The organism is Lentzea sp. NPDC003310, from assembly GCF_040610935.1.
Taxonomy (GTDB): domain Bacteria; phylum Actinomycetota; class Actinomycetes; order Mycobacteriales; family Pseudonocardiaceae; genus Lentzea.
The window spans coordinates 254,068-273,511 of sequence record NZ_JBEXNC010000007.1; the positions used below are offsets into that span (position 1 = coordinate 254,068).

The 19,444-nt window shown below is 70.5% G+C and carries 19 protein-coding genes and 1 tRNA gene; 7 read left to right on the forward strand and 13 right to left on the reverse strand.

Annotation, left to right across the window (positions count from 1 at the left end; genetic code table 11):
• Positions 1–650: 650 nt before the first annotated feature.
• On the reverse strand, positions 651–1,265 hold the full coding sequence (locus tag ABZX02_RS16360; RefSeq protein WP_355298862.1) for a DedA family protein: 615 nt from the start codon (positions 1,263–1,265) through the stop codon (positions 651–653).
• 227 nt (positions 1,266–1,492) lie between these two features.
• Between ABZX02_RS16360 and ABZX02_RS16365 the strand changes: the two genes are divergently transcribed.
• Entirely contained in the window at positions 1,493–2,560 is a 1,068-nt protein-coding gene (locus tag ABZX02_RS16365) for a hypothetical protein (protein ID WP_355298864.1), read from the forward strand.
• Here ABZX02_RS16365 and ABZX02_RS16370 read toward each other — a convergent pair.
• A tRNA-Leu gene (locus ABZX02_RS16370) sits at positions 2,558–2,631 on the reverse strand. The genes ABZX02_RS16365 and ABZX02_RS16370 overlap by 3 nt on opposite strands.
• Positions 2,632–2,740: 109 nt before the next feature.
• Here ABZX02_RS16370 and ABZX02_RS16375 point away from each other — a divergent pair.
• Positions 2,741–2,962, forward strand: coding sequence for a DUF3618 domain-containing protein (locus ABZX02_RS16375; protein ID WP_030469566.1), 222 nt, complete (start codon positions 2,741–2,743; stop codon positions 2,960–2,962).
• On the opposite strand, the gene ABZX02_RS16380 is transcribed toward ABZX02_RS16375, so the two are convergent.
• Positions 2,959–3,573, reverse strand: a complete 615-nt coding sequence (locus ABZX02_RS16380) for a TetR/AcrR family transcriptional regulator (RefSeq protein ID WP_355298867.1) — start codon at positions 3,571–3,573, stop codon at positions 2,959–2,961. The two genes, ABZX02_RS16375 and ABZX02_RS16380, sit on opposite strands and share 4 nt — an antisense overlap.
• 243 nt (positions 3,574–3,816) lie before the next feature.
• Here ABZX02_RS16380 and ABZX02_RS16385 point away from each other — a divergent pair, with 243 nt between their 5' ends.
• On the forward strand, positions 3,817–4,461 hold the full coding sequence (locus ABZX02_RS16385) for a hypothetical protein (RefSeq protein ID WP_355298868.1): 645 nt from the start codon (positions 3,817–3,819) through the stop codon (positions 4,459–4,461).
• Here ABZX02_RS16385 and ABZX02_RS16390 read toward each other — a convergent pair.
• Together ABZX02_RS16390 and ABZX02_RS16395 are read right to left on the reverse strand one after the other, a co-directional pair.
• Positions 4,433–5,191, reverse strand: a complete 759-nt coding sequence (locus ABZX02_RS16390) for a class I SAM-dependent methyltransferase (RefSeq protein WP_355298870.1) — start codon at positions 5,189–5,191, stop codon at positions 4,433–4,435. The genes ABZX02_RS16385 and ABZX02_RS16390 overlap by 29 nt on opposite strands.
• A complete protein-coding gene (locus tag ABZX02_RS16395) occupies positions 5,188–6,321 on the reverse strand; it encodes a carboxylesterase family protein (protein ID WP_355298872.1) in 1,134 nt (377 codons plus the stop codon). The genes ABZX02_RS16390 and ABZX02_RS16395 overlap by 4 nt, the downstream gene beginning before the upstream one ends.
• A gap of 112 nt (positions 6,322–6,433) precedes the next feature.
• Between ABZX02_RS16395 and ABZX02_RS16400 the strand changes: the two genes are divergently transcribed.
• A complete protein-coding gene (locus ABZX02_RS16400; RefSeq protein ID WP_355298874.1) occupies positions 6,434–7,471 on the forward strand; it encodes a zinc-dependent alcohol dehydrogenase family protein in 1,038 nt (345 codons plus the stop codon).
• On the opposite strand, the gene ABZX02_RS16405 is transcribed toward ABZX02_RS16400, so the two are convergent.
• On the reverse strand, positions 7,452–8,924 hold the full coding sequence (locus ABZX02_RS16405; RefSeq protein WP_355298876.1) for an NAD(P)/FAD-dependent oxidoreductase: 1,473 nt from the start codon (positions 8,922–8,924) through the stop codon (positions 7,452–7,454). The two genes, ABZX02_RS16400 and ABZX02_RS16405, sit on opposite strands and share 20 nt — an antisense overlap.
• Before the next feature lie 115 nt (positions 8,925–9,039).
• Between ABZX02_RS16405 and ABZX02_RS16410 the strand changes: the two genes are divergently transcribed.
• The gene (locus ABZX02_RS16410; RefSeq protein WP_355299149.1) at positions 9,040–9,615 is read left to right on the forward strand and encodes a TetR/AcrR family transcriptional regulator; all 576 of its coding nucleotides are present in this window, start codon (positions 9,040–9,042) and stop codon (positions 9,613–9,615) included.
• Here ABZX02_RS16410 and ABZX02_RS16415 read toward each other — a convergent pair.
• The 4 genes from ABZX02_RS16415 to ABZX02_RS16430 all read right to left on the reverse strand — a co-directional run bounded on the left by ABZX02_RS16415 (position 9,581) and on the right by ABZX02_RS16430 (position 13,629).
• The gene (locus tag ABZX02_RS16415; protein ID WP_355298877.1) at positions 9,581–10,288 is read right to left on the reverse strand and encodes a glutamine amidotransferase; all 708 of its coding nucleotides are present in this window, start codon (positions 10,286–10,288) and stop codon (positions 9,581–9,583) included. The genes ABZX02_RS16410 and ABZX02_RS16415 overlap by 35 nt on opposite strands.
• Complete coding sequence (locus ABZX02_RS16420) at positions 10,281–11,528, reverse strand: MurT ligase domain-containing protein (protein ID WP_355298879.1); 1,248 nt, start codon at positions 11,526–11,528, stop codon at positions 10,281–10,283. The genes ABZX02_RS16415 and ABZX02_RS16420 overlap by 8 nt, the downstream gene beginning before the upstream one ends.
• A gap of 77 nt (positions 11,529–11,605) precedes the next feature.
• On the reverse strand, positions 11,606–12,091 hold the full coding sequence (locus ABZX02_RS16425) for a helix-turn-helix transcriptional regulator (RefSeq protein WP_355298881.1): 486 nt from the start codon (positions 12,089–12,091) through the stop codon (positions 11,606–11,608).
• 116 nt (positions 12,092–12,207) lie between these two features.
• The gene (locus tag ABZX02_RS16430) at positions 12,208–13,629 is read right to left on the reverse strand and encodes an LCP family protein (RefSeq protein ID WP_355298883.1); all 1,422 of its coding nucleotides are present in this window, start codon (positions 13,627–13,629) and stop codon (positions 12,208–12,210) included.
• Here ABZX02_RS16430 and ABZX02_RS16435 point away from each other — a divergent pair.
• Positions 13,628–13,966, forward strand: coding sequence for a hypothetical protein (locus ABZX02_RS16435; protein WP_355298885.1), 339 nt, complete (start codon positions 13,628–13,630; stop codon positions 13,964–13,966). The genes ABZX02_RS16430 and ABZX02_RS16435 overlap by 2 nt on opposite strands.
• A 286-nt stretch (positions 13,967–14,252) precedes the next feature.
• Positions 14,253–17,183, forward strand: coding sequence for a glycine--tRNA ligase (locus ABZX02_RS16440; protein WP_355299151.1), 2,931 nt, complete (start codon positions 14,253–14,255; stop codon positions 17,181–17,183).
• Positions 17,184–17,210: 27 nt separating this feature from the next.
• Here the strand turns inward: ABZX02_RS16440 and ABZX02_RS16445 are convergent, their stop codons facing one another.
• The 3 genes from ABZX02_RS16445 to ABZX02_RS16455 all read right to left on the reverse strand — a co-directional run bounded on the left by ABZX02_RS16445 (position 17,211) and on the right by ABZX02_RS16455 (position 19,406).
• Entirely contained in the window at positions 17,211–17,621 is a 411-nt protein-coding gene (locus tag ABZX02_RS16445) for a hypothetical protein (RefSeq protein WP_355298887.1), read from the reverse strand.
• Positions 17,622–17,689: 68 nt separating this feature from the next.
• Positions 17,690–18,478, reverse strand: a complete 789-nt coding sequence (locus ABZX02_RS16450; RefSeq protein ID WP_355298889.1) for a chitosanase — start codon at positions 18,476–18,478, stop codon at positions 17,690–17,692.
• Between the two features lie 139 nt (positions 18,479–18,617).
• A complete protein-coding gene (locus ABZX02_RS16455; RefSeq protein WP_355298891.1) occupies positions 18,618–19,406 on the reverse strand; it encodes a chitosanase in 789 nt (262 codons plus the stop codon).
• Positions 19,407–19,444 lie beyond the last annotated feature (38 nt).

Below are 19,444 nucleotides of genomic sequence, written 5' to 3' on the forward strand. Positions count from 1 at the left end.
GGTGGAGAGCCGGGATGGGGGCTGGGACGGCGCTGGGCTGGGACCGCGCTGAGGTGGAGGTGGCTGGCTGACGGTGGCGGGCCGGGCCGGGCCGGCCGGGCCGGGGCGGGCTGGGATCGCGCTGGCTGGGACCGCGCTGGCTGGGACCGCGCTGGCTGGGACCGCGCTGGCTGGGACCGCGCTGGCTGGGACCGCGCTGGCTGGGACCGCGCTGAGCCGGGGCTGGCTGAGCCGGGGCTGGCTGGGGTGAAGGTGGCTGGGGTGGAGGCGACTGGCTGGCGGTGGCTGGTTGGGGCCGCGCTGAGTTGGGACCGCGCTGGGCTGGGACAGGGGCGCTGGGTGGTTGGGCCGCACGGGTTGGGGCTTGGCCGGGAGCTGAGTGCTTATTGCGCTGGAGTGCTGGGATGCGCTGGAGAGGCTGGGTCGCGCTGGGTGGCTCGGTAGCGCTGGGGTGGCTGGGCCGTCGGGGAGCGGTGGGTGGTCGCGGGTGGTCCAGTTGCTGTGCCGTGCTGGGGAGCTGGCCGCCTTCGGGGCTTGAGGCCTGGTGGCTGGGCGGCTTGATGGCCCGCCGCGCCGAGGCGGTGGCTGGGGGCTGTGGACTCCGGGGGTGGGCCGGTGGAGCTGGGGATGACGCGGCTGGGGCGGCCGGCTCAGACTTCGGATTTGGAGCGCTTCTTGGCTGCTCGGGTTGCCACGAAGGCGAGGGCGGCGATTGCTGCTAGGGCCAGGACCGCCTTCGAGACGATGCCCACGTACTGCTCGACCAGATGCCAGTTGTCGCCCAGCAGGTAGCCCGCGAGGATCAGGGCCGTGTTCCACAGGAGGCTGCCTGCGGCCGTGTAGGCGACGAACGGGGCTAAGCGCATGCGTTCCACGCCTGCCGGGATCGAGATCAGGCTGCGGAAGACCGGGATCATGCGGCCGAAGAAGACCGCCCGGTAGCCGTTGCGCAGGAACCAGGCCTCTGTCTTGTCCACATCGGACACTCGGACCAGGGGCATGCGGGAGGCGATGCGGCGGACTCGGTCGCGGCCCAGCGCGGCGCCCACCCAGTAGAGCAGGAGTGCGCCTGCCACCGAGCCGAGGGTGGTCCAGGCGATGGCGTCCAGCAGCGACATCTTGCCCTGGGCCGCGGTGAAGCCGGCCAGGGGCAGGAAGACCTCGCTCGGCAGCGGTGGGAACAGGTTCTCCAGCGCGATCGCCATAGCCGCTCCGGGTGCGCCGGCCGTGTGCATCAGGTCGGTGACCCAGTCGACCAAGTTCATGGGTTCCACGGTACGGATGGGGAGGGGGGAGGGCATTGGGGTGTTCCGCACAGTTGGGGTGGGGAAAACCTCACCTCCCGGCTCGGGGTTAACCACTAGGGGTGAGTCCACAAAGGACTAAAAGTTGCAAGAAGTACCGGTCCGATCGTCCACGACGACGGGGAAAGGCCTTTCCGGGCGGTAGTCGTTTGGCTACGATGGATTTCGATGGCTGACCAGGTGGGGACGTGTGCGATCTGCGGCACCGCCACCTCGCGGCGCAGACACGCGCGGTACTGCTCGAACGCCTGCCGGCAGCGGCCTACCGGCGGCGCGTCCGCGAACCCGTTACGGCACTGGACAGTTTCCTCGGCCGCGACTCCGAACTGGCCCGGCTGGGCCGGATCAGTGGCACGCGCCTGCTCACGCTGGTCGGGCCGGCCGGTGTCGGGAAGAGTCGGCTCGTCAAGGAGTTCACCGGCGGCCGGGCGACGTGGGTCGGGCTCGGTTCGGTCGCGGACGTGGCACGGGCCTGTGCGGCCGCCCTCGGTGAGCAGGCCGGGCGGGAACCCGCGCTGAGCGCCCTCGTGCGGGCGCTGGCGGGGCGGGAGACGGTGCTGGTGCTGGACGACTGCGACCGCGTCGCGGCCGAGTGTGCGGCGGTGCTGGAGCCGTTGCTGCTCGGGTGCGCCGGTCTCACGGTGATCGCGACCAGTCGGGAGCCGCTGCGGGTGCCGGGTGAGGTGCTGTTCGCGGTGCCGCCGTTGTCGATCACGGACGCCGTCGAGCTGTTCGCGGACCGGGCCCGCGCCAACCAGGTGGGGCTGCGGCTGGGGGACCGGGACGCGCTGGCCGCCCTGTGCGCGCGGCTGGACCGGCTGCCGCTCGCCATCGAGCTCGCGGCGAGGCTCGTCACCCTGCTGCCCGTCGAGGAGCTCCTGGCCCGGCTCGACGACCGGCTGGAGCTGCTCAACCGGGGCAACCGCACGGCGGCCGTGCGCCACCAGAGCCTGCGCGCCGCGATCGGGTGGAGCTACGACCACCTGAGCGCCGAGGAGAAGCACGTGTTCCGGTGCATCTCACAGGGGTCCGGCGGGTTCGGGCTCGACGTCGCGGTGCAGGCGTGCGACCTGCCGGCGGACCGGGTGCTGGTGCTGCTGTCCGCGCTGGTGGCCAAGTCGTTGCTGACCTCCACCGGCGCCGGCCGGTTCGAGCAGCTCGAGTCGGTCCGGCTCTACGGGAGGGAACGGTTCGCGCAGCAGTGGTCCACCGCGGGCGAATCCCGCGGCGAACCGCTGAAAACCGCTGATCAATGAGGTCGGGGGGACTCGAACCCCCACTGGCTGGGACCTAAACCCAGTGCCTCTGCCAATTGGGCTACGACCCCTCGGGTGGAAGCCTATCGGCCCTCCATGGACCCGCTCTCCCGGGTCGCGCGAAGCCGCACCCCCGGCCGTCCACTACGGTTGCGGGCAGAACCGCTGCTAGGAGGACATGTGGCTCGCGATCCCGACACCATCCAGCGCGAGATCGAGCAGGCTCGCACCGCGCTGGCCGCCACCCTGGACGAGCTCAGCGAGCGCGCCAACCCGCAGAAGCTCGTCGAGCAGGGCAAGTCGTCCGTGCTCGACGTGCTGAGCCAGCCCAAGGTCAAGTACACGTTGATCGCGGTCGGCGCGGTGGTCGGCTTCGCGCTGGTCCGGAAGCTGTTCCGCTAGGAAACGCGCACCAACGGCAGGAGCACCTGCTCGACGACCTTCTCCACGAACGGTTCGTCGAGCGGGTCCCCGGTCAGCATCAGCCGGTAGATCAGGGCCGCGCCCGCGATCTCCACCGCCATGCCGCGCGGTGCGTCGGCCCTCAGCTCGCCCCGTTCCGCGGCCCGGTCGAGGATCCCGCGCAGCACGTCGCGCTGCGAGATCAGGAACGTCTCCCGGAACGCCGCCGCCAGCTCGGGTTCGTGCGGCAGTTCGCCCACGAGCGCCTGGGCGGCCTTGCCGATCGGTCCGGACAGGAACGCGGCGAACGACGAGAGGAACTCGCGCAGGTCGCCGGCCAGTGAACCGGTGTCCGGTGCCGCGAGGTTCTGCGTGGCGAGCTGGGTGCACGTGTCGATCACGAGATCGAGCTTCGACTCCCACCGCCGGTAGATCGTCGCCTTGCCGGCTCTCGCGCGAGCCGCCACGGCGTCCATGGTGAGAGCCCGGTACCCGACCTCGGCCATCACCTCGAGCGCTGCCTGACGTAACGCGTCGTCCCTGCTGGCGTCCCGAGGGCGACCCCGCTGCGGGGCCCTGCCCTCGTTGAACGCCGTCGTCGACACGGCCATGCCACCTCCTCGTACCAGGGCACGGCTCCTGCGTGTCCTCCCCGCCCCTTTGGCGGAACATCCTAGGCGTCTTGCCCATGTTGCAGGGTGAGCAGCACCCGGATGTTGGATCGTGTTGTGGTCGGTTGGTTCCTGCGCGATGGCCCGCGCGGACCGGGAAAAAGACCGGTCCCGTGCTCCGGTCCGAAGAGGACGGGTGCTGACCTGGTGTAACGCAGGTCACATCGGCACCGACAAGCGGGCATGAAGGCAACGCGTCTACTCCCTGCCCTCGCGGTGGCAGCCGCGCTGGCGTTGGCGCCCGGCCTGGCGCTCGCCGACCCCGGCACCGGCAAGGGGAACGGGATCACGAACAACCCGAACGTCCCGCCACGACCGTCCACTCAGGACACCTCGGTGCCGCAGCCGCCGTCGCAGGCCGACTTCAGCGGCAACGGTGCGAACACGCACGGCCCGTACGACTCGACCCGCGACGGCTCGCCGTCGGAGAACGGCAACGGCACCGGCGAGGCCACCGGCAAGCCGTGCGCCGGGTGCGTCGGGAAGGCCGACAACAAGAACCCCCGGGGTCAGCAGCCCGGTGGTTCCGACGCCGACTCCGGCTACGAGTGCGACACGAACCACGGCGTCGGCCGCGGCAACCCGGCCCACACCGGCTGCACCCCCGCGCACACGCCGCCGTCCACGCCCGCCGAGCCTCCCCGGGGTGCCCCACCGGCTCCCGAGGCAGCTCCGCAGGCGCCGCAGGCGCCTCAGGCGGAGGTGAGAGAAGCGGAGAACCTGGCGTTCACCGGCCTCGACGTGCTCCCGCTCGGCCTCGCCGGGCTCGTGCTCGTCGGTGGCGGCGGCGCCGCGGTGGTCATGGCCGGCCGGTCCCCGCGACCGTGACCGCGAGGGCGAGCTGGGTCAGGTACCGCTTCACGACCCGGCCGCCGTACCGCGTGTCGATCAGCCGCCGGATGTCCGCGATCAACCGGTCGCGGTCCGGCAGCACGGTGTGGTTCGAGTACGTGAGCAGCAGGTCGACGTACGCCTCCGCGTCGTAGGCCTGCTCCCACTCGTACCGGTGGAACTCCGGCTCGCCGAACAGCGGGCTCTCGTCGAACTCGCACGGGATCGCCGAGGCGGGCGACTGCCGCCACCCCGGTGGCGTGCTCGGGTCCCAGCGCTCGTAGCACTCCTGCACGTCCCCGAAGAACTCCTCGGTCCCGCCCGCGACGTGGTGCGTCGAGATCACCGCCAGCGCACCGCCGGGACGCAGCGCCGCGGCACAGCGGGCCATCCGGGTCGCGGGGTCGAGCCAGTGGAACGCCGTCGCCGACACCACGAGGTCGAACGGCTCGGCGGGCAGCGGCCACACGTCGAAGTCCGCCACCACGACCCGTGCGGCGGGGGCGTGCGACCGGGCGACCTCCGCCAGCGCGGGGCTCAGCTCGACCGCCGTCACCTCGCCGAGCGCGGTCAGCGGCAGCGTGGCCTGGCCGGTGCCGGGGCCGATCTCCAGCACCCGAGGACCCGTCAGGCGGTCGAACAACGCCGGGGGATAGGTGGGACGTGCCCGGTGGTAGCGGGCCGCGTCCTCACCGAACGTCGTGCGCAAACGCTCGCGGTCGGTCACCCGCCGAAGTCAAGCGAACGGGACGGCAGCGCGTCCAGCCCGTTTCGCGCGAACGCCGCCCACACGCCCCGCATCGTCTTGGCCAGCACCGGATCCGGCTCCTGCCCGGCGAGCATCCCCGCGCCCGCCCAGCCCTCGGGGTCGAACAGGAACGGCAGCTCCATGCAGTGGCACGAGCCGAGCGGCGCGCCGACCGGCGCCCACCGGAACAGGTAGGTGGCGACCTGCCCGCCCGCCGCGGCCCAGTCCCGCGCGAGGTCGCGGGCGCCTCCGGCGAAGATCAGCTCGGTCACGGCCTCCCAGTACTCCGGGTCTGGCACGTACGGGCTGCCGTCGTCGGCCGTGTGCCCGAGGAGCAGTTCCACCCGCGACGGCGCGGAACCCAGCCCCGCGGCCAGTTCCGGTGCGAACGGCATGCCCCCGGACGGCGAGAACTTCGGCCCGACCTCGGTGACGGCCGCGACCTGCGCCGCCAGGACGTCCTCGACGGACGTGGCCGCGTCGACCGGGATCGCGGCCCTCAGCGCGGCCGCCATCTCGGGACGTTCCGGGCTGCGCGTGCCCAGCGGCGCGCTCTGCATGATCGCGCGGTGGAACAGGTTCTCCGTGTCGGTGAGCATCAGCGCGTAGACGGAGTCGCCACCCGCGGACTGCCCGAAGACCGTGACGTTCGAGGGGTCGCCGCCGAACGCCGCGACGTGGTCCCGCACCCACCGCAGCGCGACGAGCTGGTCCTGCAGGCCGAGGTTGTCGTGCAGGTAGCCGAAGACGCCGAGGCGGTAGCTGACGCTGACCACCACCACGCCCTCGGACGCGAGCAGCGACGCCTCGTACTTCGTGGACTCGCCGCTGCCGGTCACGTAGGCGCCGCCGTGGAACCACACCATCACGGGCAGACCGGACGCCCCGGCCGGAGCGGTCACCGACAGCACCTGGCAGTGCTCGTCGAACTCCAAGCCCTCGACCGAGTTGCCGACCACGGACACCAGCGCTGACGGCGGCTGCGGGCAGGCCGGGCCGCGTTCGGCGGGCCGCGTGCCGTCCCACGGAACCGGGGTCGGAACGGCGAAACGGTCAGCCGTCGCATACCGGATGCCGCGCGCCCGGACGAGTCCTCCACCAGTGATCACGGTCTCGATACTAAGCACGGGTAACCAATTCCACAGCGTCTCGATTCGGCGGGAACGGGGCGACAGGAGCACGATGCAGAGGTCGGGACACGAGACTTGAGGAGGGCTCCAGGTGCGGGCTACGACGATCTACGGCACCAAGGACATCCGCGTCGAGGAGGTGCCGGACGCGGCCGTCCAGGAGGCCACCGACGTCGTCGTCCGGGTCGAGCTCGCCTGCATCTGCGGCAGCGACCTGTGGGCGTACCGGGGCGTGGCCAAGCGGTCCGAGGGCCAGCGGATCGGGCACGAGTTCCTCGGCATCGTCGAGGAGGTCGGCAGCGAGGTGCGGACCGTCAACGTCGGCGACCGCGTCATCGCGCCGTTCGTGTGGAGCGACGGCACCTGCGCCTACTGCCAGGCCGGGCTGCAGACGTCCTGCCGCGCGGGCGGGTTCTGGGGCTCGAAGGGCTCCGACGGCGGCCAGGGCGAGGCGGTCAGGGTGCCGCAGGCCGACGGCACGCTGGTCCGGGTTCCCGCGGACGCGCCGGCGTCGCTGCTGCCCGCGTTCCTCAGCCTGAGCGACGTCATGGGCACCGGTCACCACGCCGCCGTGGGCGCGGGCGTCGGCCCCGGCAGTACGGTCGCGGTCGTCGGTGACGGCGCCGTGGGGCTGTGCGGCGTGCTCGCGGCCAAGCGGCTCGGTGCCGAGCGGATCATCGCGATGGGCCGTCACGAGGACCGCGCGAAGATCGCCCGGCTCCTCGGCGCCACGGACCAGGTCGCCGAACGCGGTGAGGCCGCGGTCGAGCGGATCAAGGAGATGACCGGCGGGCTCGGCGCGTCGGCGGTGCTGGAGTGCGTCGGCACCGAGCAGTCGTGGGAGACCGCGATGGGCATCGTGCGCGACGGCGGCAGGATCGGGTACGTCGGCGTGCCGCACGAGATGCCGGGGCTGCCGCTGGGCAAGCTGTTCGGCCGCAACATCAACATCGGCGGTGGTGTCGCGCCGGTGCGCGCGTACCTGCCCGAGCTGCTGGCCGACGTGCTCGCCGGGCGGATCGACCCCGGCCCCGTGTTCGACAGGACGGTCTCGCTCGACGACGTCGCCCAGGGTTATCAGGCGATGGACGAGCGGACCGCCTTGAAGGTCATCGTCCAGCCGTCGTGAGCACGTAGTCCTCGGCGCGCACGCGCTTGGTCCGCATCCAGTACCGCCAGGTGAAGCCCGGCCACACGGTGCGGTTCACGCCCTGCGCGTCGAGGTACCAGCTCTTGCAGCCGCCCTGGGTCCACACGCCCTTGGTGAGCTTCTTCTGGAGCTCGGAGTTGAACTCCTGCTGGGCCTCCAACCGCACGTCCAGCTCCGCTGCGCGGTGTTTGTCGAGGAGCCGGAGGCACTGCGCGATGTACCGGATCTGGGACTCGATCATGAACACGACCGAGTTGTGCCCGAGTCCGGTGTTGGGGCCCAGCAGGAAGAACAGGTTGGGGAAGCCCGAGACCGTGATGCCGAAGTAGGTCTCGATCCCCTTCTCGCGCCACTGCTTCGCGAGGTCGACGCCGCCCTTGCCCTGGATGTCCAGGTAGTCGAACGAGTCCACGACGTGGAAACCGGTGCCGTAGATGATGACGTCGACCTCGTGCTCGACGCCCGCACTGTCCACGATGGACTTCTCGCGCACCTCGGAGACCTTGTCCGTCACCAGGTCGACGTTCGGGTAGCCGAGTGCCGGGTAGAAGTCGTTGGAGATCAGCACGCGCTTGCAGCCCATCGTGTAGTCGGGCTTCAGCTTCCTGCGCAGCTCGGGGTCCGGCACCTGCTTCTTCATGTGCCGCAACGCGATGCCCTGCGCGAACTGCATGATCTTCGGGTTCACCGCGAACCCCAGCGCGGACGACTCGCGCGTCCAGTAGACGAAGTTGCGGTAGGCGCGTTGCGTGAACGGCAGGGCGCGGAACAGCTTCTGCTCCCAGCCGTTGATCTCGCGGTCGGCCTTGGGCATGATCCACGGCGGCGTGCGCTGGAAGATCTTCATCGACCCGACCTGGCCCGCGATCTTCGGCACGAACTGGATCGCCGACGCACCGGTGCCGATGACGGCGACGCGCTTGCCGGTCAGGTCGTAGTCGTGGTCCCACTGCGCGCTGTGGAACGTCTTGCCGGCGAAGTTCTCGATGCCCGGCAGTTCGGGGACGTTCGGGATGTGCAACGCGCCGACGCCCGCCACCAGCGCCTGCGCGACGTACGTGTCGCCCTGCTCGGTCGTGACGGTCCAGCGCTTGGCCTCGTCGTCCCACTGCGCGCCGGAGACCTTGGTGTCGAACCGGATGTGCGGCCGCAGCCGGTACTTCTCGGCCACGCGCTGCAGGTAGGACTGGATCTCGCCCTGCTGCGCGAACATCCGCGACCACTTCGGGTTCATCTCGAACGAGAACGAGTACATGTGCGACGGCACGTCGCACGCACAGCCCGGGTAGGAGTTGTCCCGCCAGGTGCCGCCGAGGTCGGACGCCTTCTCCAGCACCACGAAGTCGTTCTCGCCGCGCCGCTTCAGCTCGATGGCCATGCCCAGGCCGGAGAAGCCGGTGCCGATGACGAGGACTTTCGTCTCTCGGTGCATGGGGGAGTCCCTCCGCTCGCGGTGGCTACTTCGCAGTAGGTTACTCGAAGTAAGTTACGAGCGGTAGACTCCGTTCGTGACTGCTCCGCGGCGCCGCATGCCCAAGGCCCAGCGCATGGCGCAGATGCTCACCGTCGCCGAGGAGATCTTCGCCGAGCAGGGGTATCTGGCCACGTCGATGGACGAGATCGCCGAACGCGTCGGCGTCTCGAAGCCGATGCTCTACGAGTACTTCGGCTCGAAGGAAGGCCTGCTCATCGGCTGCATCCACCGCGCTCGGACGGAGCTGCGGGAGAAGACGGCGGCGGCGATCTCGGGCGCGGCGAGCCCGGAGGAGTTCCTCAGACTGGGCCTGCTGGCGTTCTTCGAGTTCATCGACGAGCACCGCCGGTCGTGGGCGCTGCTGCGGCAGGAGGCGGCCGTGGCCGTGCCGTCGGCGCAGGAGGAGGTCGAGGGCATCCGGCAGCAGCAGACGGACATGATCGGGGCCGTGCTGGCGTCGTTCACGCCGGACATCGACCCGCTGGAGGCGGAGGCGTTCGCGGAGATGGTCGTCGGGGCGACCGAACGGCTCGCGGTGTGGATGGAGCGCAGGCCCTCGGTGGGACCTGCGCTCGCAACCGACTACGTGATGGCCGTGATCTGGCCTGGCGTTGCTATGAAGCTGCCCGAACCCGCTCCGCACGCATAGCGGTGACGGCCGGGAGGTCGATCGGCGCGACCTTCGTGCCGGTCGCCCACTCGATCAGCATGTCGGCGAGCGCGGGGTTGCGCGGCAGCACCGGTCCGTGCAGGTAGGTGCACACGATCCGGCCCTGAACAGCGCCTTCGACGCTGCCGTCGTTGCCCGTGCCCACCTTGACGTGCGCCAACGGCCGGGCGGCCGGACCGAGCACCGTGCGGCCCTGGTGGTTCTCGAACCCGGTCAGCGGACCGGCGAACAGGCCGTCGGCCGGCTCCGCGATGACCTCGCCGATCGCGCGGCTGCCGCCGGCGTGCGAGGTCGAGTCGATCAGGCCCATGCCGGGGTGCGTCACGTTGTCGGCGCGGGTGAAGCTCTCGCCGAAGATCTGGATGCCGGCGCAGACGCCGAGCACGACGGCGTTCTTCGTGACGGCGCGCTGCAGGCCGGGGTGCTCGCGCAGGTGCTTCACCGCCAGCGTCTGCGCGGTGTCCTCACCGCCGCCGACGACGTAGATGTCGCACGAGTCCGGCACCGGCTGGCCGTAGTTGATCGGCACGATCTCGGCCTTGATGCCGCGCCACGTCATGCGCTTCTCGAGGACCACGGCGTTGCCGAAGTCCCCGTACGTGCCGAGGAGATCCGGCAGCACGAGCGCGATCTGGATTGTCGACTCACTCATCAGCGGCAGCCCTGGCATTCAAGTCGCGGAACGCGGTGTAGTTGGCGATGACCTCGACGGCTCCCGGCGGCATCTGGTCGATGGCCTTGAGCGGGTCGGACACGATCGTGTGCTGGACCTCGGCGTAGGTCAGGCGGACGGCCAGGTCGGTGGCCCGCTCGCCGGACGCGATGACCGTGCGGCCCTGCATGCGTTCGAAGGGGACGTCCCACAGCCAGCTCAGGTCGCGGCCGTCGGCCTCCTGGGCGTTGATCACCAGGACGGCCGGGTGGTTGGCCTCCTTGACGACCGTGAGGGTCTCGCTCCAGCCCGCGGGGTTCTTGGACAGCAACAAGCGCGCGCTGCGGCCGTTGCGCTGGATCGTGCGGTAGCGGCCGCTGACGTTGGAGACGCCGCGCAGGCGACGCACGGCCTCGTCCGCCTGGACGCCCATCGCGTGCGCCGCGGCGGACGCCATGACGGCGTTGGCCTGGTTGAACTTGCCCGGCAGCGTGAGGCGCAGCTCGAGCTTCTGGTGCTCCGGCGTGATCATCGCCTCGTCGGCGGTGATCCAGTTCGGGTGCGGGCGCGCCAGGTCGCAACCCGTGCAGTGCCAGTGCTCGCCCTGCCACTGGATCGGGCTGCCGCAGCGCGGGCAGCTCGCCGAGTCGTGGTGCCAGCCGGTGCCGGTGGCGACCCAGACGACCTTGGGCGCGTTCCAGGCGGCGCTGGTGACCATCACGTCGTCGCAGTTGGCGATGATCGTGCAGTTCTGCAGCTTGTTGATCGCGTCGCGCAGCGAGCGCTCGATCGTGCGGACCTCGCCGACCCGGTCGAGCTGGTCGCGGCTCAGGTTCAGGATCACCGCGACGGACGGGTTGCTGGCGCCCGCGACGGCGGGGAAGTAGGCCTCGTCGCACTCCAGCACGGCGTACGGCGCGTCCGGCTGCTTCGAGAGCGCCGTGACGTGGCCGTCGGGCATGTTCGCGCCGCTGTGGTTCGTGGCGACCTCGCCCAGCGCGCCCACGGCCCGCGCCAGCATCATCGTGCTGGTGGTCTTGCCGTTGGTGCCCGTCACGACGGCGACCCGGCGGCCCTGGGTGAGGCGGTTGAGCGCCTGGGGGTCGAGCTTCAGCGCGACCCGGCCGCCGATCATGCCGCCGGCGCCGAGGCCCATCTTCTGCGACAGCGTGGAGCTCAGGTTGCCCAGCTTCACGGCGGCTGCGGTCCGCAGAGGGAGGCGGGCGGGGGAATCGTTCACCCCAGCGACTCTACCGGCGGTGGAATTCCGCCCTTCCTGGACGGTCGTTGCGTTGGTGTGAACGGGGTTCGGTACAACTACCGGCTCAGTCCGCGCAGGATCCGGATCAGCTCCACCGGCTGGAGTTGACACAGCTGCGCCATGTTCTCCAGCGCGGCCAGGTCGAGGTGCACCTCGGGTGAGGCACCCGGCGGAAGCGCGTGCAGCCGTCCGGCCGCCCACCGCTTGAGCGGCAGGATCCGCGGGTTGTCGGTCGCGGCGATCGCCGCGAGGCTGAGCGTCAGGTGGCCCGCGGGGGTGTCGCCGAAGAAGCGTTCGTGCACACGAGCGAGGACTTCGTGTGCCGGGACGTCGAGGGCGTGGCAGATCTCCACGAGCCGCACGACGGAACACTGCCGCGTGCCGAGCTCGTACGTCGCGAGCGTCTGCAGCGAGATCTCCGTCTGCAGCCGCTTGTTCAGCTCCTTGCGGGTCCATCCGCGCTGCTTGCGAAGGCTGCGGATCTCATCACCGAGCACGCGCTGGTACGCCGCTGTGTCGATTTGGCCGTTCGCAGTCTGCACTCTGGTCCTCCACCCCGTGAGCGGGTCTCACGGTGATGGAAGGCGCCAGTGCTTCGCTGCTTACGCAACTTACTGGCAGAATCCCCCGAACGGGCTATACATCTCTACTCTGAGTATCAGTTTACGCAGCGCACGCCGTCTGCCGAGATGGGTGGAGGGGCCGCGGGGTCAGCCGGTTGCTGACGCGCACCGTCCAGGGCGAGTACTCCGGAACCGGTGAAACCCTGCGCGCCAGGACCCGAGTAGTCCTCCCCGAGGAAGACGCGGACCGTGCCGGCCGGGATGTTGACGTCCTCCTCGGTCTTGAGGCCGCCGAGCGCCTCCTGGACCGCGTCGGCGCCCGCCTCGCCGCCCTTGCCGTGCCGGACGACCGACTTCGCCAGCGCGTCGGCGTTGCCGGGCACGCCCTGCTTGAAGCCCTTCGCGACGAGCGACTGCAGCACCTTGCCCGCGAGTCCGGGCTGGCCGGAGGCGTTGCGGACGTCGACGGTGACCGTGGACTTGTCGAACTTCGGGTCGGCTGGGCTGTTCGAGGCCGGTGCCTTGCCCAGGCCCTTGACGAACGCTTTGACCTCGGCGGCGTCCACCTCGACCGCGCTGCCGTCCTCCGGCGTCTGCAGGTCGGGGTTGCCGGTCGGGATCGTCTGGAACGTCATGTTGCCGCCCGTCATGTCCTTCATCTGCAGGGCGAACTTGGTGATGTCCCAGCCGTCGTCGAGCACGATCGCGCCGCTGACGGCCTTGATCATGTCGTTGCGCTTGGTGCTGTCGGTGAGCACGCCCGCCGACAGCATCTTCTTCGCCAGGCCCGCCATGAAGACCTGCTGGCGCACGACGCGGTCGAGGTCGCCCATCGGCAGGCCGTGGCGCTGGCGGACGAACGCGAGGGCGTTCTTGCCCTCGATGGTCTGCGGGCCCGCCGGGAAGTTGGCGCCGGAGAAGCTGTCGCGGACCTTGGTGTTGAGGCAGACGTCGATGCCGCCGATGGCCTTGGTGATGTCGTAGAAGCCGACCAGGTTGACCTCGGCGTAGTGGTCGATCGTCGCGCCGGTCAGGTCCTGGATGGTCTGGATGAGGTTGTTCGCGCCCGCCTTGCGGGACTCCATCTCGACCTCGGGCCCGGTCTTGCCGCTGCCCTGCAGCTTCTCGGCGGCCTGGTTCTTCGCGTAGCCGTAGGCGGAGTTGATCTTGTGTCGCCCGAACCCGCCCGCGATCTTCACGTAGGAGTCGCGCGGGAACGAGACGGCGAACGCCTTGCCGCTGTCGTTCGGGATGTGCAGCAGGATCAGCGTGTCGGTGTTGAACCCGCCGTCGTCGCTGCCGCCCGCCTGCAGCTCGTTCAGGATGTTCTGCGGCAGCGGGTTGCCCTTGGAGTCGGTGCGGCTGTCCATGCCGACCAGCAGGATGTCGATCGCGCCGTCGGCGGGCTTCTCGCCCGCGTCGGCCAGGTTCAGGTCCTGCTTGGTGAGGCCGTCGGTCAGCGCGGTCAGGTTCTGCCACGCGATGCCGGTGACCAGCAGGATCGTCGCGGACAGCATGCTGAGGAAGATCTTGGCGCCGGTGGACGCGCCGCGCTCGGCCCTGCTGGGCCGGCGGGCCGCCGCGGGCCTCGGGCGCGGCCGGGGCGCGGGGGCCGGGGTCTTCGCCTTGGCGGGCGTCGTGCGGACCGTGGGGCGGTCGGCGACGGGCCGCGGGCGCGGGGCGGACGACGAGGAACGGCGCGGCGGTTCGCTGCGGCTCGCGGAACTCCGGCGCGGCTCGTCCCGGCGCGGAGGCTCCCGACGAGGAGGCTCGCTGCGGCTCGCCGACTCGCGGCGCGGCTGTTCCGAGCGCTTCGGGGGCTCCCGGCGCGGCGGCTCGGAGCGGCCCGGCTGACGGCGTGGCGGCTGGTCAGAGGCACGCGGCGGCACCTGCGGGCGGCGCGGCTGGCCCGTGCTGGGACGCGGGGTGGCGGAGGGTCGCCTGGGATTCCCGTTCGGGTCTCCCGGCCGCGGCGGCCGGTTGTCCACACCCACTCCTCTCGGCACATTCGGGTACACCTGGTAGACGTGCGGAATGTCCACTCGGTTGTGCAAAGGGTGGCACAGTGGCGGAGACCACCCGATCGAGGCCCCCTGACCAGCGGTTTTGTCCGTTTCGTAGACTCGTCGCCGTGTTGACGATGCAGGACGCGCTGCTCGCGCTGACCAAGTACTGGACCGACCGAGGTTGCATCGTGGTGCAGCCGTTCAACACCGAGGTCGGGGCGGGAACGCTGAACCCGGCCACCGTGCTGCGGGTGCTGGGTCCGGAGCCGTGGCGCGTCGCGTATGTGGAGCCCTCCGTGCGGCCCGACGACGCCCGTTACGGCGAGAACCCGAACCGGCTGCAGACGCACACCCAGTTCCAGGTGATCCTCAAGCCCGACCCGGGCGACCCGCAGGAGCTCTACCTCGGCTCGCTGGAGGCGCTCGGCATCGACGTGCGCGCGCACGACGTCCGGTTCGTCGAGGACAACTGGGCCTCGCCGGCGCTCGGCGCGTGGGGCCTCGGCTGGGAGGTCTGGCTCGACGGCCTGGAGATCACCCAGTTCACGTACTTCCAGCAGGCCGGTGGCATGACGCTCGACCCGGTGTCGGTGGAGATCACCTACGGCATCGAGCGGATCATGATGGCGCTGCAGGGCGTCGACCACTTCAAGAAGATCGCCTACGCACCGGGCATCTCCTACGGCGAGGCGTTCGGCCAGGCCGAGTACGAGATGTCGCGGTACTACCTCGACGACGCGGACGTGGAGGCGAACAAGCGTCTCTTCGAGGAGTTCGCGGCCGAGGCGCGGCGCATGCTCGACGCCCGCCTGCCCGTGCCGGCGCACAGCTTCGTGCTGAAGTGCTCGCACATCTTCAACGTGCTGGACGCGCGCGGCTCGATCTCGACCACCGAGCGCGCCCGCGCGTTCGGCCGGATGCGCGGCCTGGCCAGGGAGGTCGCCACGCTGTGGGCCGAGCGCCGGGCCGAGCTCGGGCACCCGCTCGGCGTCGCCGAACTGCCCGCCGCGGTGGCCAAGCCGTCGTCGTTCGCGGACGTGGTCGCGCCCGCGACGCTGCTGTTCGAGATCGGCACCGAGGAACTGCCGCCGCACGAGGTCATCCGGACCGTCGAGGCGGTGCGCGAGGCCGTGACGTCGAAGCTCGGCGCGACCCGCCTGACGCACGGCGAGGTGACGGTGCACGGCACGCCGCGCCGGATCGTCGTGCTGGTGCCCGCGGTCTCGCCGCGCGAGCCGGACGCCGAACGCACCGTGCGCGGCCCGCGCGTGTCCGCCGCCTTCGACGCGGACGGCAACCCGACGAAGGCCGTGCAGGGCTTCGCGCGCGGTCAGGGCACCGAGGTCTCCGCGCTCGGACGCGTGACCGAGAACGGCGTCGAGTTCGTGGCGCTGACGAAGACCGACGCGGGCCGCGGCGCCGTCGAGGTGCTGAGCGGGCTGCTGGCCGAGGTCGTGTCGGACCTGCGCGCCGAGAAGAACATGAAGTGGAACGACCCGAAGCTGTCGTTCACGCGCCCGATCCGCTGGCTGCTCGCGCTGCTCGGCGAGACCCCGGTGCCGGTGGCGGTGTCGTCGCTCGCCGCGGGCACGTCGACGCGCGTGCACCGCACCGCGGGCGAGCCGGTCGTCGAGGTGTCGGGAGCGGACGGCTACCTGGAGTTCCTGCGGTCGCACGGCATCGAGGCCGACGCGGCGGCGCGGTCGGCGTCCATCGTGGCGGCGGCGCAGGAGCTCGCGGCGTCGGTCGGCGGTGTCGTCGAGGTCGACGGGCTGCTGGACGAGGTGACGAACCTGGTCGAGTGGCCCACGCCGATCCTCGGGTCGTTCGAGGAGCGGTACCTGGAGCTGCCCGGCCAGATCCTCACCACGGTGATGCGCAAGCACCAGCGGTACCTGCCGGTGCGCTCGGCCGACGGCGCGCTGCTGCCGCACTTCGTGGCCGTGGCGAACGGGTCCGTCGACGCCGACCTGGTGCGGGCGGGCAACGAGGCCGTGCTGCGGGCGCGGTACGAGGACGCGGCGTTCTTCTGGCGGGCGGACCTCAAGACGCCGCTCGAGGAGATGAAGGCAGGCCTCGCGAAGCTCACGTTCGCCGACAAGCTCGGCTCGATGGCCGACCGCGCGGCGCGGATCGCGGCGCTGGCCGGTCGGTTCGCGGGCGTGGTCGACGTCGACCGCGAGACGCTCGACCGCGCGGGCGCGCTGGCCAAGTTCGACCTTGGGTCGCAGATGGTGATCGAGCTGTCGTCGCTCGCGGGTGTGATGGCCCGGGAGTACGCGGCACGCGCGGGGGAGACCCCCGAGGTCGCGGTGGCGCTGTGGGAGATGGAGCTCCCGCGGTCGGCCGGTGACGCGCTGCCGTCGTCGGTGCCCGGCGCCCTGCTGTCGCTCGCGGACCGGTTCGACCTGCTGGCCGGCCTCTTCGGCATCGGCGCGCAGCCGACCGGCTCGTCCGACCCGTTCGGCCTGCGCCGCGCGGCTCTCGGTGCCGTCACGGTGCTGCGGGCGTTCCCGGACCTGCGGGCGATCACTCTGCCGGTCGCGCTTTCCCTGGCGGCGGAAGGACTGGAGGTCTCGGCCGAGGCGCTGGAGACGGCGCGCGAGTTCGCCGTCCGCCGGTACGAGCAGGCGGTGCTCGACGCCGGGCACGAGCACCGGTTCGTGCAGGCCGTGCTGCCGCTGGCCGACTCGCCGGTGCTCGCCGACGAGACGCTCGCGCAGCTGGAGTCGTTGGCGGGCAACGAGTCCTTCGACGCGCTGACCGCCGCGCTGCAGCGGGTCCGCCGGATCGTGCCGGCGACCGTCGAGGCCTCCTACGACGCCTCGGTGCTGTCCGAGCCGGCGGAGGTGGCGCTGCACGAGGCGTTCGACTCGGTGCCGCGCGACGTCGCCGGACTGGCCGCGTTCGTCGCCGCCGCCGAGGGCCTGACCGGGCCGATCAACACCTTCTTCGACGAGGTGCTCGTCATGGCCGAGGACGAGAAGGTGAAGGCGGCCCGGCTCGGGTTGCTGGCGTCGATCCGCGACTTCGCGGCGCCGGTGCTCGACTGGACGCAGCTGTAGGACCGTTCCCCAGGGAGTGGAGGACCTCTACTCCCTGGGGCGGTCGTCGGGATCGTCGACGAAGTCGAGGTCGAGTCGCGTGTAGTCCGGCAGCTGTTCCGGCGAGGTGTAGGGCACCGCGCGTGCGCTGCCGCCGGGGAACGGGCCTACCCGGAAGCGGTCGACGCGCGTGGGGCCCGGCAGGTGGAGGTCGTAGCCTCCGAGCGATCTCGCCGCGCGCTCGACCGTGACGTCGCCGTCGAGCCTGAACATCTCGGACCACCTGGTGAAGTGGTAGGTCGTCTGGTCGAGGCCGGGGGTCCAGGTGCTGCCGCCGTAGCGGCGCAGGACCACCCCGCTGCTCAGGAGCAGCAGCTCGCCGGTCACCCAGCTGTGCTCGGTGTCGACCGTGAAGCCCCAGTGGGCCAGAATCCTCGCGCCGTTGCGGAAATCCTCCACGACCACCCCCGGATGTGCGAAGAGGGACGCCCCGCTCGGAGCGCCCCTCTTCTGCTGTGGCACCGAGTTTACTTGATCTCGAAGCTCTGGCCGTAGACCTTCCACTTCAACGGGGTGTTCAGGTCGAGGTTGCCGGCCTTGAGCCACAAGCGCTGCGCGGTGTCGACGCGGGTGGTGTTCTCGTGCGCCGGCTCCTGCTTCATGGCCCACACACGGGCGTCCAGGAACGCGTTGAGCCACGTCGTTTCGTTGCCGCCCTGCGACGGCGGCTTCGCCTTGGCCAGCGCGCGTTTGCGGATGCTGGAGAAGTCCAGGCTGCCCCAGCCGTCGCCGTGCATGACGATCGCGTCGTAGTAGGCGAACTGGCCCAAGGCGCGCACGCCGTCGGCCTTGGCCTGGCGCACGGCCGGGTTGAAGTAGACGCGGTCGCGTTCGGACTCCTGCGCGGTCTTGAAGACGGCGTCCTTGGCGGCGGTCTTCCAGTCCTTGGTGTAGTTGGGATCGAGGCCCGAGTGCGAGTCGGTGCCGTTGACCCGGCGCAGCGCGGGGAGGTACTTCTCCAGCACGTTGCCCGGTTTGCGTGACTTGTAGAGCTCGACCAGGTCGAGCATGTCACCGGTGCCGCTGCAGAAGCCGATGATGCCGGCGGTGTAGCCGCGGCCGTCGTCGATGTCCTCGATGTAGCCGAACTGGGCGCGCCAGTCCGTGGACGAGTTCTCCGCGCTGGACACGATCTGCATCGCGATGTCCTTCATGCGCGGGTCGTTCAGGTCTGCGGCCTGAGCGGTGCCTGTGGTCGCGGTGGCGAGCGCGACGCAGGTGAGGACTGCGGCCGCGATGCGGCCTGAGATCTTCACGCGGTTCCTCCCGGGATGTCCCGGGCGGCGGTGTGGCAAACGTAAGGGGTCTGAACCACTCTCGGCAAGAATGTTCACAAATTTACGAAACCGGAGGACGCCCAGTTCAGGGCGCCCTCCGGTTCTCATGCGTGAACCACTAGCTGATCGAGAAGCTGTCGCCGTAGACCTTCCACTTGAGCGGCGTCTTCAGGTCGAAGTTGCCGGCCTTGAGCCACACGCGCTGCGCGGTCTCGATGCGCGAGACGTCCTCGTGCGCCGCTTCCTGCTTCATGGCCCACACACGGGCGTCCATGAAGGCGTTGAGCCACGTGGTCTCGTTGCCGCCCTGCGACGGCGGCTTCGCCTTGCCGAGCGCGCGCTTGCGGATGTTGCTGAAGCTCGTCTTGTCGCCACCGTCACCGTGCACGACGATCGCGTCGTAGTAGGCGAACTGGCCGAGGGCGCGCACGCCGTCGGCTTTCCCTTGCGCCACAGCGGGGTTGAAGTAGACGCGGTCGCGCTCGGACTCCTGCGCCGCCTTGAAGGTGGAGTCCTTCGCCGCGGTCTTCCAGTCCTTGGTGAAGTTCGGGTCGAGACCGGAGTGCGAGTCGGTGCCGTTCACCTTGCGCAGTGCGGGAAGGTACTTCTCCAGCACGTTGCCGGGCTTGCGGGATTTGTAGAGCTCGACGAGGTCGAGCATGTCGCCGGTACCGCTGCAGAAGCCGATGATGCCGGCGGTGTAGCCGCGGCCGTCGTCGATGTCCTCGATGTAGCCGAACTGCGCTTTCCAGTCGGTGGAGGAGTTCTCCGCGCTGGACACGATCTGCATCGCGATGTCCTTGAGGCGCGGTTCGTCGAGGTTGGCCGCCGAGGCGGTGCCGACGGTGGTGGTGAAGAGAGCGGCGCACGTCAGCAGTGCGGCCGCGATGCGACCAGTGATTTTCACGAAGTTCCCTCCGGGACAGGGATTGGGGGCCCGGGCGG

Coding starts and splice junctions, on each gene's coding strand:
- ABZX02_RS16360 (WP_355298862.1), bottom strand. CDS start 1,265: ATGAACTTGGTCGACTGGGTCACCGACCTGATGCACACGGCCGGCGCA.
- ABZX02_RS16380 (WP_355298867.1), bottom strand. CDS start 3,573: ATGGCCGTGTCGACGACGGCGTTCAACGAGGGCAGGGCCCCGCAGCGG.
- ABZX02_RS16385 (WP_355298868.1), top strand. CDS start 3,817: ATGAAGGCAACGCGTCTACTCCCTGCCCTCGCGGTGGCAGCCGCGCTG.
- ABZX02_RS16405 (WP_355298876.1), bottom strand. CDS start 8,924: ATGCACCGAGAGACGAAAGTCCTCGTCATCGGCACCGGCTTCTCCGGC.
- ABZX02_RS16410 (WP_355299149.1), top strand. CDS start 9,040: ATGGCGCAGATGCTCACCGTCGCCGAGGAGATCTTCGCCGAGCAGGGG.
- ABZX02_RS16415 (WP_355298877.1), bottom strand. CDS start 10,288: ATGAGTGAGTCGACAATCCAGATCGCGCTCGTGCTGCCGGATCTCCTC.
- ABZX02_RS16435 (WP_355298885.1), top strand. CDS start 13,628: ATGCTGAGGAAGATCTTGGCGCCGGTGGACGCGCCGCGCTCGGCCCTG.
- ABZX02_RS16430 (WP_355298883.1), bottom strand. CDS start 13,629: ATGCTGTCCGCGACGATCCTGCTGGTCACCGGCATCGCGTGGCAGAAC.
- ABZX02_RS16440 (WP_355299151.1), top strand. CDS start 14,253: ATGCAGGACGCGCTGCTCGCGCTGACCAAGTACTGGACCGACCGAGGT.